The 15317-nt window shown below is 29.6% G+C and carries 13 protein-coding genes; 1 reads left to right on the top strand and 12 read right to left on the bottom strand.

Features of this window, described 5'->3' with window-relative positions; genetic code table 11:
• Window positions 1–262 precede the first annotated feature (262 nt).
• The 12 genes from IM755_RS09790 to IM755_RS12810 all read right to left on the bottom strand — a co-directional run bounded on the left by IM755_RS09790 (window position 263) and on the right by IM755_RS12810 (window position 13783).
• Window positions 263–2926 carry a UvrD-helicase domain-containing protein gene (locus IM755_RS09790; protein ID WP_194096300.1) on the bottom strand — a complete coding sequence of 888 codons (2664 nt, stop codon included), beginning with the start codon at window positions 2924–2926 and terminating at the stop codon, window positions 263–265.
• 84 nt (window positions 2927–3010) lie between these two features.
• Window positions 3011–3220, bottom strand: coding sequence for a YqaE/Pmp3 family membrane protein (locus IM755_RS09785; protein ID WP_194096298.1), 210 nt, complete (start codon window positions 3218–3220; stop codon window positions 3011–3013).
• Between the two features lie 9 nt (window positions 3221–3229).
• A complete protein-coding gene (locus IM755_RS09780) occupies window positions 3230–3523 on the bottom strand; it encodes a hypothetical protein (protein WP_194096296.1) in 294 nt (97 codons plus the stop codon).
• Between the two features lie 6 nt (window positions 3524–3529).
• Complete coding sequence (locus tag IM755_RS09775) at window positions 3530–4006, bottom strand: hypothetical protein (protein WP_194096294.1); 477 nt, start codon at window positions 4004–4006, stop codon at window positions 3530–3532.
• Window positions 4006–4731: an SMODS domain-containing nucleotidyltransferase gene (locus IM755_RS09770; protein ID WP_194096292.1), complete on the bottom strand. Its 726-nt coding sequence runs from the start codon at window positions 4729–4731 to the stop codon at window positions 4006–4008. Before IM755_RS09770 ends, IM755_RS09775 begins: the two co-directional genes overlap by 1 nt.
• A 6-nt stretch (window positions 4732–4737) precedes the next feature.
• Window positions 4738–6534, bottom strand: coding sequence for a DUF262 domain-containing protein (locus tag IM755_RS09765; protein WP_194096290.1), 1797 nt, complete (start codon window positions 6532–6534; stop codon window positions 4738–4740).
• A gap of 8 nt (window positions 6535–6542) precedes the next feature.
• The gene (locus IM755_RS09760; RefSeq protein WP_194096288.1) at window positions 6543–6749 is read right to left on the bottom strand and encodes a hypothetical protein; all 207 of its coding nucleotides are present in this window, start codon (window positions 6747–6749) and stop codon (window positions 6543–6545) included.
• A 4-nt stretch (window positions 6750–6753) separates the two neighbouring features.
• The gene (locus tag IM755_RS09755; RefSeq protein WP_194096286.1) at window positions 6754–8325 is read right to left on the bottom strand and encodes a hypothetical protein; all 1572 of its coding nucleotides are present in this window, start codon (window positions 8323–8325) and stop codon (window positions 6754–6756) included.
• A gap of 1 nt (window position 8326) precedes the next feature.
• Window positions 8327–8995: a hypothetical protein gene (locus IM755_RS09750; protein WP_194096284.1), complete on the bottom strand. Its 669-nt coding sequence runs from the start codon at window positions 8993–8995 to the stop codon at window positions 8327–8329.
• A gap of 3 nt (window positions 8996–8998) precedes the next feature.
• Window positions 8999–10432 (bottom strand): restriction endonuclease subunit S, encoded by a 1434-nt coding sequence (locus tag IM755_RS09745; protein WP_194096282.1) that lies wholly within the window; start codon window positions 10430–10432, stop codon window positions 8999–9001.
• Window positions 10419–12743 carry a restriction endonuclease subunit M gene (locus IM755_RS09740; RefSeq protein ID WP_194096280.1) on the bottom strand — a complete coding sequence of 775 codons (2325 nt, stop codon included), beginning with the start codon at window positions 12741–12743 and terminating at the stop codon, window positions 10419–10421. Before IM755_RS09740 ends, IM755_RS09745 begins: the two co-directional genes overlap by 14 nt.
• Window positions 12744–13297: 554 nt before the next feature.
• Window positions 13298–13783: a hypothetical protein gene (locus IM755_RS12810; protein WP_228063928.1), complete on the bottom strand. Its 486-nt coding sequence runs from the start codon at window positions 13781–13783 to the stop codon at window positions 13298–13300.
• A gap of 1209 nt (window positions 13784–14992) precedes the next feature.
• Between IM755_RS12810 and IM755_RS09730 the strand changes: the two genes are divergently transcribed.
• Complete coding sequence (locus tag IM755_RS09730) at window positions 14993–15187, top strand: hypothetical protein (RefSeq protein WP_194096276.1); 195 nt, start codon at window positions 14993–14995, stop codon at window positions 15185–15187.
• Window positions 15188–15317 lie beyond the last annotated feature (130 nt).

The following is a 15317-nucleotide window of genomic DNA, read 5'->3' as shown; positions in this document are numbered from 1 at the left end:
AAAAATATAAAATACTACCTATTAAACCAATTCATAAAAACAATTTTCAAGAGATTAAAACGAAATAACATTTCATTTGCTACACACAAAGTTGTTATTCCGCCAACAGTAGGCTTCCGCTTTACGCAGTCAAAGCTGTCATTCCGCAGAATAGAAACGTAATTTCAGCGAAGCTAAATCTCCTAACCTTAGGCACACGCTTTACGAAGTAAAGCTCACATCTTTAAACTTAAAACCTTAAACTTAAAATAATAACTATTTATTATAAATTTATAGTATTTGAACACTTTGGATAATTAGTACAGCCTAAAAAATCTCCATATTTTCCTGTTCTTTTAGTCATAAAACCACTTTGACAACTCGAACATAGCACCGTGTTTTCCAAAATTTCAATATTGTTAAATGTTTGGTCACAACTCGGATAATGCGAGCAACCTAAAAATTGATTATTTTTTATTGGGTTTTGTCTGATTACAAGATGTCCTGTTTTACAATATGGACAATTAGTTTTACTTAGTTTTTCATTATCAGAACTAAGCAAAAAATCGTTATCTGCTACTAATTCTTCTGCAAACAAAGAAACGTCTCTGGGAATAAGTAACACAACATCATTTTTTGTTCTGGTTAAAGCCACATAAAATAATCTTCTTTCTTCAGCAAATCGATAGTCTTCATCATCACTAAGTAATAACGATAACATAGGGTCGTCCGTCATTTTATTAGGAAAACCTAACAAATGATTCTTTAAATTCAACACAATTACATTGTCCGCTTCAAGTCCTTTTGATTTATGAACAGTTATATATTTAATATCAATATGCTCAAATCCTTTTACTTCTAATTTATCAGTTGTTTCATAATATTTTATGCGACTATTTGGAGTAAGCTTAATAAATTCATTAATATCAAAACTATGTCTCCCTAATACTAATATAGGCTTATTATCAACTTTTTCTACAATGTTTTGGATTTCATTAATGAAAATAGTTTCTGCATTGCTTTCCGAGTAATAAACAAATTTTAATGGATTTGAGATTGCTTCTTTTTTAGACCTTGGATTTTTAGGAATCTGCTTCTTGTTTTTTTGTATATATTTTGATGTTATATCGATTAACGATTGAGAATTGCGATAGGTTTGCTCAATAAATAACTTTTCATGAATGCCTACATGTTTTTCAAAATTGCTAAACAAAGAAATATCACTACCTGCAAATCTATATATAGATTGCCAATCATCACCTACACATATTAATCGAGCTCCAGATAAATTTCTAATTTCCTTAATTAAATTAAAGCGCGAGTATGAAATATCCTGATATTCATCAATAATAATATGTTTAAAAGTATAATCAGGACTATTCTTTTTTACAAGTTCAGTAGCCAGATTAATCATATCATTAAAATCAATTTCATTTCTTTCTTTTAGTGTAGTATCATATCTTTTTAAAATAGGCATAGCAAACTTTAAAAAAAGTGCTTGTCTATCTCTCATGAATTTACTACTTGCTTTTTTATCAGTAAACAATGTAGTTATAGCTTCATAATCCAGTTGTCTAGATTTGCACAGATTTATAAAAGTCTCAATGAGTTTAGTGATTTCTTTTCCAAAATGAGCGTCATTATTAGTAACTTTTTTAAAGATATTTTTTACATCTCTTGGCTTGAAAACCACATTTTCATTTTCCAGCATTTCTTTTAGTTTCTCTAACAAGACATTCTGTTTATTATAATAGGAATAGGTTTCTAAAAGTTTAGTTTCATTAGTTTTATGGGTTTCTCTTTTAATACCCATCTCTTTAACATAATTTTCTCCATTAAAATCTGTTAACCATTTGGCTTCATTATTTTCATCTACACCAAAATGCTCCAAATAAATATCATAATCTTTCAAATAAAAATCAGGTCGATAAGTAATATCACCATAAGGATAGGGCTTTTCATAATCATAATCGATACCATTCAGATACAAAAAATTGGCAATTGTAAGTTCTTCTAAACTTTTTACCTTTTCACCTTGTAGCGTATCAAGAGACTTTTTGGCTACTTTGTTTAAAGGTTCTGGCTCGCATTTTGATTTTAATGTTTGAAAATCAATTCCTTTTTCGGTATCAAGTTTTTCTCCTAATGAATCAAAACTTTCATGGCCTTCAGGAATATTCATATAACAGGCAACATACTCAATATAAGCCTTTAATGCTTCAGCTTCCTCTAAAATGTCTTGTTCTAAATAAGAAGTAATAATGTTTCGTATCGTATTTTCATTAGTAACAACAGGGGCTGTTTTGAGATATTTTTTTATAATATCATAACCTAGTTTATGAAATGTAGTTGCTTTGGCTCCTAATTCCATTTTTTGTAAGCGTTCGTTTAATTCATCTACTGTTTTTTTTGTAAACGAGAGCAAAAGTATATTTTCAGGAGCTATTTTTCTCTGTTCTATTAGGTACTTTACCTTCCCTATAATGGTTAAGGTTTTTCCTGAACCAGCACCAGCAATAATTAAGTTAGAGTATTCATCTGTTATGACTGCTGTTTGTTGTTGTTCGTCTAACGCTTTGCCTTCAATATCTTCAAAAAAACTTTTGAGTTTTTCTTTTTGAGTTAGAACATAGCTTTTATTATAGTTGATAATAAAGCTATCAAAACTTTGATAGAGTTCATTAAACCGCTTTACTTTTTCTTCTTTTTTATAAAAGGTTGTCTTGTATTTAAAATAACTGCTAACTGCACTAAATCGTTTTTTAATGGCATCTCTTTCTACCCAAGTAACATAATCATCAAAATTTTCAACTACCTCAAAAAAGGAATCTATATGTGTAAGATTCTCTTTGAAGATTGGTTTTTCGTACTTGTTCTTTTCAACTTTATAAAAATACAATAGTATTGAAAATAACAAAAGAACAGCTATGATGATAAACAAACTCATTTAATACTAAGCTTTGTAATAAAATATTTTATTAGATATTAATAATTTTTATAAATAGTTGGAGTAGGTTGATGTTATTCAGGGTTACTTATCTTTTCTTTTCTTCATTTCTTTTATAATCTTATTAGTTCTTCTATCTGCATACATTCTGTTCAATGCAGTAACAGCCCAAATAAAAGCAGGAATCCAACCAATAATGGTAAGTTGTAATAGCAAACAAATAATTCCAGAACCTACTTTCCCCTGAAGTATCAAACTCAACCATGGAAAGAAAAAAGCTAAAACGTAACGCATATTATATAATTATTTTATGTTTTGAGCTTTTATCAAACCTAATTCTATTTCTATTTCTTGCTGTTTTCTCGTTTTAGAAGCCGTTAAAACAATTCCAATAATAAATAAAATCAAACCCACTACAAAAATAGCCATACCAACAGCCATTTCTCCATCATAATCCTTATGATAATTATTAATATCATTTAAATTCTGATAGAAATCACATTTTCGAGTTGTATCTGTGTAAACAAAACCACCAACACCAAAATTGGTTAACAACAAACCAATAATCAATAATAAAATTCCAAATACTTTTTTCATATTTATTTATTTAACTTTAAACCAATTATCAGTTTCAGGGTCTTTACTTTCAATAGCACTTTTAGCTAACTTTCTTGCGTAACTTGGAATTTCTGGCTTTTCACTTTTATCCAATGAAATTACTTTATTACTTATTTTTTTAATTTCTTCAGTTGTTGTATTTTCTAAAAAATAATACTCTCTTATTTCCTTATGTAGAGCTAAATATTTTTCAGCAATTTCTTTGTGATTTGCTCTGTAATTTTTCCCCTCTCCTTCATTCCACAATAGTAGTGCTATTGTCCCAAAAAGACCAACTGCAGATAACCATTTGTCTACTGTTTCATTTATTCCAATGATACCTATAATATTTAACAAAGTACAAATCCAAATTGTATAAGTTATCAATTGTCGTCTTAAATCACAAGCTTTGAAATGACCTTTTGATGTATAAATAGTTTCTTCACCAAGTTTTCTCAACAATTCTTTTTCTTTAGTCTCCATCAAAAATAGGTTTTTCTGTTTTCAATAAAATTGATCCAATTATAGTTTGAGTTGCTATGAATGTTATTTCTTAAAAGTTGCATTTTTACGGCATCACTTTGATATCCATTATTATTAAAAAAATGTATCATCATTTCAGATAAACTGTTTTGATATAACTGTCTACCAAGATATAAACTACAAACTCTTTTTTCAATTTCGAAATTTTTAATTCCTTTTCTATGGTTAAAATTCCAAAGTTTAAGAATTTTAATTAAGTCAATAAATTTCGAATTTTGTCTTCTTAAGGCTATTATGTTTTGTTCTAATTCACCAAAACTCATTGTTTGCCAACTCAATAAATACTTATCAGGAATGCTTAAGTTACCCCAATTATCTTCTTTGTATGGTGTAATATTAAATGGTATTTTTAGAAAGTCAACCAAAATAGATGGTTTATCTTGTTTTATTATTGTTGTTGGATAACTTCTCATCAAGCCATTTTTTAAAACTGATAAGGCAGATTGTGGATTACCATTACCCACATATTTAAAATAAACATCTACATCACTTACACCCTTAACCATTGTAGCTCTTTTATAGGAACCTCCCAAAAAAGGTTCTCTGAAATCAGGCTGATTATTAACAATGTTTTTTAAATAACTTAAAGTATTAGCTATGTTGCTCAATTCGACTTGTGAATAAGAAACTAAATCAACTTTTTGTTTTATATAGTTGTCAAGCATATTTTTTTAATTTAGTTGCGGAGCTTCTTCTTTAATTATTTCTTCCAAATCAATATCAAATAAATTACTAACTTGATTTAAAAACCACTTTCTACGATATTTAATTGCTTCAATGCTCCATTGCTTATTAAACATATCTTCATTGTATTGACGAACTATTTCCTGAGTAATTTGAAAACTTGTAATTTTTTCATCCTTATCATTATACTTTCCTTTTCCAGTGTATATACTTATTTTAGTTTTAAAAGGATTGTTACTACATTCAATGTTTTTTGCACCACTCAATAAAGTTAAGTTTCCTGCACTATTTATCCATTTAGTTGCTAACTCTTCATTAAAATGATTCCAATCATCAAAAGAATCGTATCTAATAGGTAAAATATGTTCTAAATGTAAGTCTTTACTTAGTGGAATAAATCCATGATTATTATTATCCGTAGCATCATATTCTAAAAGTATTAATAATGGTTTAATCCATGCATTATTAGCAATACGTTCAGAATTTAAATTGCGTTGAACTAAGTCAATTATTTCATCATTTTCAACTTTTTCATCTAATTGACTTTTAATGAATTCTATACTCTGTTTTTCCTTAATCCATTTGATTAAATTAAAAGATGTTTGTTTTATCTGAGATAAAGTTTTGCCTGCAATCCAATATAAATAGTAAAATCTACGTAATTCATATTTCAAACTTTCATAATCAGTATAATTAGTATGAATGGCTGTAAGCAAAATTGTTTTCCAATATACACTCCATCTAATATACCAAAATGAATAATTTAACTTATCTTGTGCTTCCCATATATGAGTATAATAAGACTTAGCAAAATTCTTTACATCATCAATTACAACATTAGGATCTTTGCTCTCAAACTCATTTTGTAACTCATCATAAAGTGATTTTCTTGGATTTTGAGCTAATGAATAATATTCATACATGATGAACAAATCATTAACATTAATATCTTCACAATTACTAATAGTATTTTCCATTTCCCTCCAATCTAAAATAAATTGATTTTCTTTTATTTTTGAGGTGTCTGGATCTGATGAATATTTCGAATATAATTTTTCAAGTAAATAACTTTTGATTAAATCGGCAGCAGTTAAGTCCATTCCTCTATCATTTAAAACTTGGAATAGCTTAATAGCAAACTCTCTATTTTTACAATCAATTCTAATTAACTTGATTTTATTGAAAATGAAATCAATGATTTTTTCAGATTCTTCTCTTCCTATATCATTAAATTTATTTCTAAAAATTACAGCAGTATTGATAAACTTAAATTTTGGTTCTTCATCAATTCGTATTTGATATTTGTAAGGAAAAGATAATGTTGTGGTATCTCCTTTTAAAATATATTTTTCAAAATCGCTGTTGTGTTGTGCATGGGTATAAAGTTTTAATCTTTCAGACTTACCGTGTAGCGAAATAGAGGCTTTAATCTCATCAATACTGACAGCAAAAGGATTATCGTCAAAATTATCTTGATTAATATCTGGAAACAAATCACGTATGACGCAAAACATAATCATTAAAGTAGTCAAACGTTGTTGACCATCTACTACATCTGAATACAAAGACTTCTCATTATCTCTTGGTTTAGCTGTAATAATTGAACCTAAAAAATAATTTTCTTCACCATTATAGTAAGCTTCTGTTATATCATCCCATAATTGTTCTACTTGATCATTTTCCCATTTATAAGGTCTTTGATAAACAGGTATTTTATATAAAGAATCAGCATTTCCAAACAATTCTTTAATTGATAAACTTAAGGGTTTAAATGGTTCTTCCATATCAAATATTATAACAATTTGTAACAAATTACTTTTTCATCGTTTGCAATTAGAGTAAATCCATGATTTAAAACTAATAACCTATTTACTTCCATAGGAGTTGTTGGAACTCTATTATCAAAATAATTAGGGTTTTGTTGTGCATATTCCAATGTTGGTATTTCAGTTATGATACCAAATTGATTTCTGTAAATTACGCGGTGACTTCTATTCATAAAACTAGTTTAATTCGTAATATTCAACGATAGACTTTTTCAACATACCAACTAATTCTAAATCTGATGTAAAACGGAGCTGTTGAAATGGTCTAATATTAAAACCTATATCTGTGTCTTTTGATTTTTTATCTTGTTTTTTTATCAATATAAAATTTTCTTGTTTTAAACCTTTTCCTTGATTTAATCCCATTAAATAGCCTAATTCTTGATAAACATTTATATTTTTTGAAGATAAATCAGCTATTAATAAACCACTTTCTTCAATTAATCTTAATATTTCATCATCAATCTTATAAGAATGCCCAATATTAAAATGATCGATTCTAATTTCCCTTAATTTTATTTCTAAATTATACTCATTGTTTACCTCATTAACAGCTTTAACAATTGCATTATAATGGGGCTTAGTTTCTTCATCAAATTGCATAGAAACAAAAACCTGTTTACTTTTAGTCTCCCTTATCTTTTGATAGATTTTAATTAGCGATTTTGAAGTAAGACCTTCAATTTCATCAATATGATTTTTAAATAACCATTTTATAAAAAGTTCAATATCATTTTCTTTGCTAATATGTAAATATGTTGCTGCTACAACAAATGCAATTCCCTTAGTGTTTTTTAATCTAGGGTGATTTCCAAAAACCTGATTAACATTTTTTAATGCCTCATTTACTAGACTTATGCTACTTTCATTACGTTTTACTTTTTTATTATCAACTAAAAGTTTTACAATGTCTTTAGAAACACTTCTAGGTTTTTCTAAAAAATCTTTCCCTAAGTTTGGATAAACATTCACTAAATCTTTGGGTAGCTTTTTAAAAACCTTTCTGATAGCATAGTATTCCCATCCAAACTTTTCTTTTAGGTATTCATCAGAAAAATTTTTTTCATCATCAAGTATTACTCTTAAATTCTCTTCAGAAGTTAATGGAATTGTTTTAGTGTTAATGTTATGAAAAACAACTCTCTCAAATTTTTCACCTAAATACTCGTGTGTTTTGTTAATTAAACCGTCCTTAAACTCTTCATAAATCAATTCTTCTGATAAGATAATACAAAACGGTATAGTCATTCTGTTTACTTTTTCAGATTTAGCTACTCCACCAGCTTTTAACCTATGATTTCCATCAACTCTGCTAAATGGTTCTTGATTTTTTTTAATTAAATCATTCAATATTGTATCATCAAGATTCAACTCAACAACAATAATATTTTCTACTCCTCTAAGATCAGATGAATTCTTGTATATGACTTTTTTAGTTTTTATTGATGTATTATCTACATTAGATTTAAAAAAACCTTTAGTTTCTAGTTCTTGTAATGGAGAAAAACGATTTGAAGATTTTAATTTTGAATAATCAATTTTGACTTTATAATTAAGGATAACTTCGGGAAAAAACAAATAATCTTCATTGTCTAAAAATGTTGAAATTACCTCTTGTTGCTCGTAAATGGGATTTCTTTGATAAGAGTAATCAGCTTTTGAAATCCGAGCCAATTCTTTTATAGGAGCAAAACCTCTAATGCATAATTGACTACTTAATGACCTATCTAAAATACCTCTAATTATCATTTTACTTTTTTCTGCTTACAGTTATTTTCAATTCACTTTTAAGAGAAGATTGAACTTCTTTTTTTACAATATTATTGTCATCTAAAATGGTCAATTTTTCTTCATTAATGTTGTAGTTCATATTTTGTTCACCATGTAAACATTTCAAAAACTCATCATTGACATATTTTTCAAAACTTACATGTGGGAATTTACTTCTAGATTGAAGATAATCTGAGGTTTTAATTACCTTAAATTCTTTTTCACAAAAAACAATAATCACAGAACCGTTTTGAGTTGTTGAGTTCATTTTTTTAACTTGGGAAAGTGTTGTATTCTCATTAAAAGACTTATCCATTTTAGCTTGAAACAAAAAGGCTTTTTGGAATATTATATCACCATTTTTATTTTTTAATTCAAAAGTGTAAATACCATCAGCCCCTATTGCTGTCTCAGGATTTTGTTTACCACGACCTCGAGTTTTTTTATAATTTATTTTCCAACTTAAATTATCAGAAAATTCAGTTTCATTTTTTATCATTGCACCAAAAAAATGACCACATAATGCATCCTCATCAGATCTTGAACTTTCCCAACTCTCAGTTCGTTTTTCTTCGTAAATATTTGATATATGTTTAGAAATTTCAATCAAAAGTTGTTTTGGTACAAAGTCTTCAATTTTTTTCCCCATAACTTAACCTATTATCATCAATTCAACCTCTCTCTTAGCTTCCTCTAAAACCATTTTAGCCTCATCTTGGAATTGCTTAGCCTGTGCTCTAATATTTTGAATATAAACAGCAATTTCGTCTTGCTTTTCTTTTGGAGGTAAAATTATTTGCATTGTAGAAATTTCTTCAAGATTGATATTTGCTCTTGCAACAGGTCTTTTTAATCTATTTAAATTATATTGACCAATACTAGATTTAATAACTTCTTTGACATAGTTATGATTAATTTCTTCTTTTAGTCTTACTAATGCAATTGCTTGATTAATATTTGCTTCTCTTGTATCATTGTAAATTCCAACTTGTCCAATTGTTGCTCCAACTATTGCAATCATTAAATCATTATATTCAACTTTTGAAGATTTCATTGTTACTTCATGAATTTCTTTTTTTAAATAGAGTAAATCTTCAAAATCAATATCTCCATCAATATCAATATTACCACTTCTTATAAAAGGAACTCCATCTAAAGAATTTGTGTAAGCATCACCACCAGACAGAGGAGTTATTCCACTTGTAATTTTTTTAGATATTTTTTTTAAACTTTTTATTGGATAAATCCCTTTTTTTAAGCAATTAAAAAATTCAATAAAATCTTTCTGATAATAATATCCATCAAACCTACCACCACTAACTTCACTAAAGCTAGTTGTAAAAATTCTACACTGTAAACTCGTATCTTTCTCAGGTAAAGTAATACCCAACTCTTTTAACAAATAGGCATCTATACTGGCTAATAATGCTGTGGCTTGGGCTTCTTTTTGTTGTTTTTGAGTGTATGCTGAATTTATTTTTTCTACAATTTGTTGTTGTATCTCTTTTGGTGGTAAAGGAATTAATAAAGATTTATATTCTTCTGCATTTATATTAGGTTGTCCTGCAGTTCTTTGAATTGCATTTACCCAATTTTTATAAATATTTAGTTGGGTATAAGTAAACAAATAATCAGCTAAAATTTTAGAATCATCTACAATAAATCTAATCATATAACCTGCAAAAAAGCAATCATAATTAACATTTGCTTTTTTATGTAAATAAGCTTTTCCAACAGTGTTACCACTCCGAGCAAAAAGAATATCATTTTCATTTAAAATGAATCGATCTTCAATATTTTCAGCAGTAACTCCAATATTATCTTTTAAAAGACCATACTCATCAATATCAGTAATTCTAATATACCTTGGTTCTTCAGATGAGATTCTTTCTATTCCACTTTCATTTGCACCATATTGAGGAGCCTTTACTAAAAGAGATTTTAGAGGAAATGTTTTAAATTTATAAGATTGTGTCTTTTTAGTGTATAAAACCAAGTCAGGATCAAGCCGTTCAAAAAGTTCAGAGCGTTTGACCAAAAAAACTTTATTCCTATCAACAGTATCAGAAATATTAAATTGTGCCATTGTTTACTGCAGTTATAAAGTTTCTCAATTCTTTTAAAATTCCAGCATCAATAATTTCTTTCTTGGTTGAAAGTTCTTCTTTATCATCATGCAAGTCGTATTTTTTGGTAATTTTTTCATCATACAAATCGTGGCTTAATTCTTCCGTTACTAATTTGTAATTACCTTCAATAACTTCATTCTTGCTCAATAACTTGGCAGAAGATTTGCCTACAGCATCATAACCAATATTTTCAGCTATTGCCATGAAAATAGGATAGTCAGGTAATTGTTTGGCACGCTCTTCTTGATAGCGAGCGGTCATTTCTTCTTGTAGTTCGCTTATTTTATCACTGTAAAATTGGTTAACTTCTGTTTTCCACTCCTTGTACTCTTCGCTGGCTTTTATTTCTTTCACACTGGTTAAACCCGCAGGATGTATAAAACCATCCATTTTATCTAACTTGGTTTTCTTTTCTTTTTCCCATTTGGCAATGGTATTCAAATAATCAAACTCGGTTTTAATATCATTTTGTATGGTTTCTTTCAATGTTTGTAGGTAATCAGTGTGTGCTTTAGAGTGTTTTTTAACGAATAACACCGAGCTTTTTACACCAGCTCCAGTAGCAGAAAAAGCCGTTTGAGGCATACTAATTACAGCTACTAATCGGTACCAATCTTCCATAACATCACGTACGTATTGCAAACTGCTATTAGTCAAAATACCATCAGGTATAACTACCGCTAAATAACCACCTTCACGTAAATAGTTGTAGCATTGCTCTATAAATAAAACTTCGGTGCTTTGGTTATTTCTAAAAGTTTCTTTACTGTTTTTGTAATCTAACCAATCTACCTGTTTTTTACCTAGTAAATAATTACGTAAATAATGTTTTTCATTGTCTTTTACACTACTTCCAAAAGGAGGATTGGTTATGATATAATCAAATCTGTTATATTGAAAACCTTTGTTGTTACTAATTAAATGGGTTTCTTTATCACTTAACAAACCATCTACAGAAATTACATTGGTATGTCCGTCATCATGAATAATCATGTTCATTTTTGCGGTACGTGCAATTTGTTCGTTAATTTCTATACCATACAAATTGTTTTCTGCAAAGCTATGCCAGTAATCATGCCATGCTTTGTGGTCTTCAATATCGGTTTTGTAGTCTGGATATTCTTTATCTGCTTGTCTTCTTACTTTATCAAGGGCATGTAATAAAAAGCCACCACTACCACAAGAAGTGTCTAATACTAAAGAGTTATTGTCAATTGGTAAAGCTTCTACTATAAATTGTACAATAACACGAGGTGTGAAGTACTGTCCAAATTCACCTCTAAAGAAACTTCCCATAAAAGTTTCAAAAGCACGACCTTTACTATCTAAATCGGTAGCTGATAAATTAATTTCTTGTAAATAGTTTACAATGGTTCTAATACGTTCATTACTCAAACGAATGTCATCTTTAAAAACTTCTTTGTCAAAGTTTTTTCCAGCCGCATAAATTGCTTTTATTCTTTTAGCTAGCGCATCATTAGTTTTAGCTTCAGTTGCTTCTTTAATTATCTGAAAATCGTAAATCTCACCTTTTTTTCGGGGCTTTAGTTTACCATCAACAATGTTATATTTTTCATCCCAAATTTTACAGAAAATCAGTTTATCCAATTCATCAAATGCTTCCGATGGATTTAATTGTCCTCCAGCCCAAAGAGCATCATGTGCTTGTTTAAAACGTCTAGTTAATTCCTCTTCTGAAACAGTTTTGATATCTTTAAAAACTTGAACATGTTTTGTGCCTTTGCTATCTGTGTAAGGATGTGTACCACCACCTTTTACAAAATTATAGGGTGCTACTGAGTCTGTACCATAGTGTGGTAAATCTGATAATCCTTCTCTAAAATCTTTTTCTTTATCAAACCTAAATATTGAGCTTAATACTTCAGAATACACCCATACATATTTTACAGTTCCAGAAAGTGCATTAGCATAACTAAATGCTTGATTTACTGCTTGATTAAATTCTTGTTGAGTTACTTCTTGTTTCTTACACTCAACAATAATTTTTGGCTTAACATGTTTTGCATCTTCATAAACAATAATATCAGCTTCACGTTTATCTGCACCCATAGTAACAGTTACAAATTGTTCTATATGCTCCACAGGATAACCATATTCTAAAACCAAACGCAAAAAAGCTTCAACCTGAACTTTTTCTTCAGGATTATTTAAATTCCTTGATTTATTTTGGTATATATATTTTACTGTCTTATTGTCTTCACTAACAGCAATTAATCCTTTGTCAATACCTTCTTGTATTAAACTCATTTTGTAATACTTTTATTAAATTCTTTAATTACCAAACATACCAAAAAAAAAACACCTATACAACCCGTAAAACTACCTGATTTTGAAACCAGGTAAAAATACGTAGGAACTTTCTTAACGAAAGTAAACAAAAAGATTGAGATAAAAATGAGGAAAACCGTACAAGAAGTGTTAAAAAATAAAAATGCGTAAAACTTATAACTTGAACCATAATAAAAAGTGGCTTCGAGAACCTCAGCCACCAATCAAATATTCTCAATAAAACCGTTACCTGAGGCTCTCGAAAATAATGGTCAACAAAACCGTTGCCTGAAACTCTCGAAGGTAATGGTCAAAAAAAACCGTTGCCTGAGGCTCTCGAAGGTAATGGTCAAAAAACCGTTGCCTGAGGCTCTCGAAGGCAATGGTCAAAAAAACGCCCCACCATTTCTGGCAGGGCGTTTCCAATAGGGCAATTATTGAACACTAACAACCCTATTAAATCAACAGCCTCAATAAATACTATTCATTGATTAAGAAACACTGAACACTAAATACTGATTACTGAACACTATTTATTGAACCTCAAGCAAATTAAGCACATTGTAAGCACCATTGTTCAACATATACTGAACTCCATTCACTTCCTGAAAAAATTCAATAAGCAACACATGCATTCCCACACCACTACCAGCAGGAACACCACTTGGCGTTAACACAGGAGAAATCACCCCTTGAACCAACGGAAAAACAGAGGCAGGACTTAAAGTCAAATCCGATTCTCCAGTTTCAAAATTCAAGTTCAAATAACCCACCTGCAAACTAAAATGAGTAGCACCTTCAGCAGCACGCAATTGCTCCATAGGATTAAACGAAGAAAGGGTAACCGTTCCTGTTCCGGTATCAACACTATAACTAGTATTCAATACACTGCCTAAAGTAGCTCTAGCATTAAAGTCAAACCCCTTTAAAAGCAACTTAGCCGATGCATCAGATAAGCCACTAGCCACATTACGCTCACCCCTAGCACTAACGGAGTCCAAATTCTTAATTTGTCCCATAACCTTCACAAGCCTACTCGTCAGTTTACTGTCTTTCGCTCGAAACACCAGCGTCCCCAAAGAATTGCGCAACAACTTACCCGAAGTAGCAATACTGCCAAACTCCATTCCGTTTTCACGAGTTCTCACAAACGCAGGATCGTTCATAATTCTGTTTTTGCTAACACCACCTTTGGTGCGCACAAAGTGCCCGTCTGCACTTTTGTAGAAGGTCAAGTTATCTAACGTACCTTCAAACTTTACCAAGCCATTTAATCTAGCCATAATAATAAAAATTAAAAATTTATAATGGCTCAAAACTAAAACATATACCAATACCCGTTATTCAACATTTCCTTTATTGACAAGCCCTAAGAACTTTTTCCTACATTTACCAAATACGTCCAGAAAAGCAAAAAATGGCACTTATTTCCGAAAAAGACACTTTCTGTAATAATAAAAACACAACCCCACTTTCGTCACTTCGAGTGTTTTGTAGTTGTAAAGCCCAAGATTTACAACTACAAAATGTATCGAGAACAATAAAAAAGCGTAATCCCACCCCCGTCACTTCGAGTGTTTTGTAGTTGTAAAGCCAAAGATTTACAACTACAAAATGTATCGAGAACAATAAAAAAGCGTAATCCCACCCCCGTCACTTCGAGTATTTTGTAGTTGTAAAGTCAAAGATTTACAATTACAAAATGTATCGAGAACTAAAGAAATCCATAATTCCACCTCCGTCACTTCGAGTGTTTTGTAGCTGTAAAGCCCAAGATTTACAACTACAAAATGTATCGAGAACTATAGAAACGGTATTCATTAATACAAGCAATACAATCACCCAACAAGTTTACTACATAGATACTCCATAGATGAAGTATGGATACAGTATAGATAGTGTATGGATAGTGTATGCAAAAAATATAAAATCAAAGAAAACATCATCTACTAACCCAAAAAGACCAAAAATCAAAAAACGGACTTTTCAACAATTCTAAAAAACTGTCGAATTACCTCAGGAACATATATAACTATTTTTAATTTAAATCTACGGTTAAACAAACAAATACAAAGCTTTAAAAGTCAGGCTAGTACCAAACAAAGCAAACGAAAATACAGCCGCTAGTTGTTGATAATTTATTTTTGCATTCAATCAGTTAATTATTATTTTTGAAAATATGTAAAATCAAATCACGATACAAAAACTCAAAGCACAAAATGAAAAACATGCCATACAGAATCTGTATCACGACAAAAGATATAGCATTAATCAAAGGATGTACCCAAAGAAACGCACGTCTCATAATGGATGACATTAAGTCGTATTTCGACAAAGAGGAAAAACATCACATGATTACTTTCAAAGAATTCGCCGATTACACGCGGATTCCCATGGAAGAGCTAGAACCTTTTAGAAAATAAAAAAACGTTGCCAAATCAAATGGCAACGTTTTTTTTATAATCATTACGCAATAAAAGCTGTCAATCAACACAAAACAAATCTATTGTGCCTAAGTGTTTTATTAAAAAAAGGCATAAAAAAAACCGATTC

Source organism: Flavobacterium proteolyticum (genome assembly GCF_015223105.1).
Classification (GTDB): Bacteria; Bacteroidota; Bacteroidia; order Flavobacteriales; family Flavobacteriaceae; genus Flavobacterium; species Flavobacterium proteolyticum.
The sequence above is the reverse complement of the archived record's forward strand: the minus strand, read 5'-3'. Positions and strand labels throughout refer to the sequence as shown.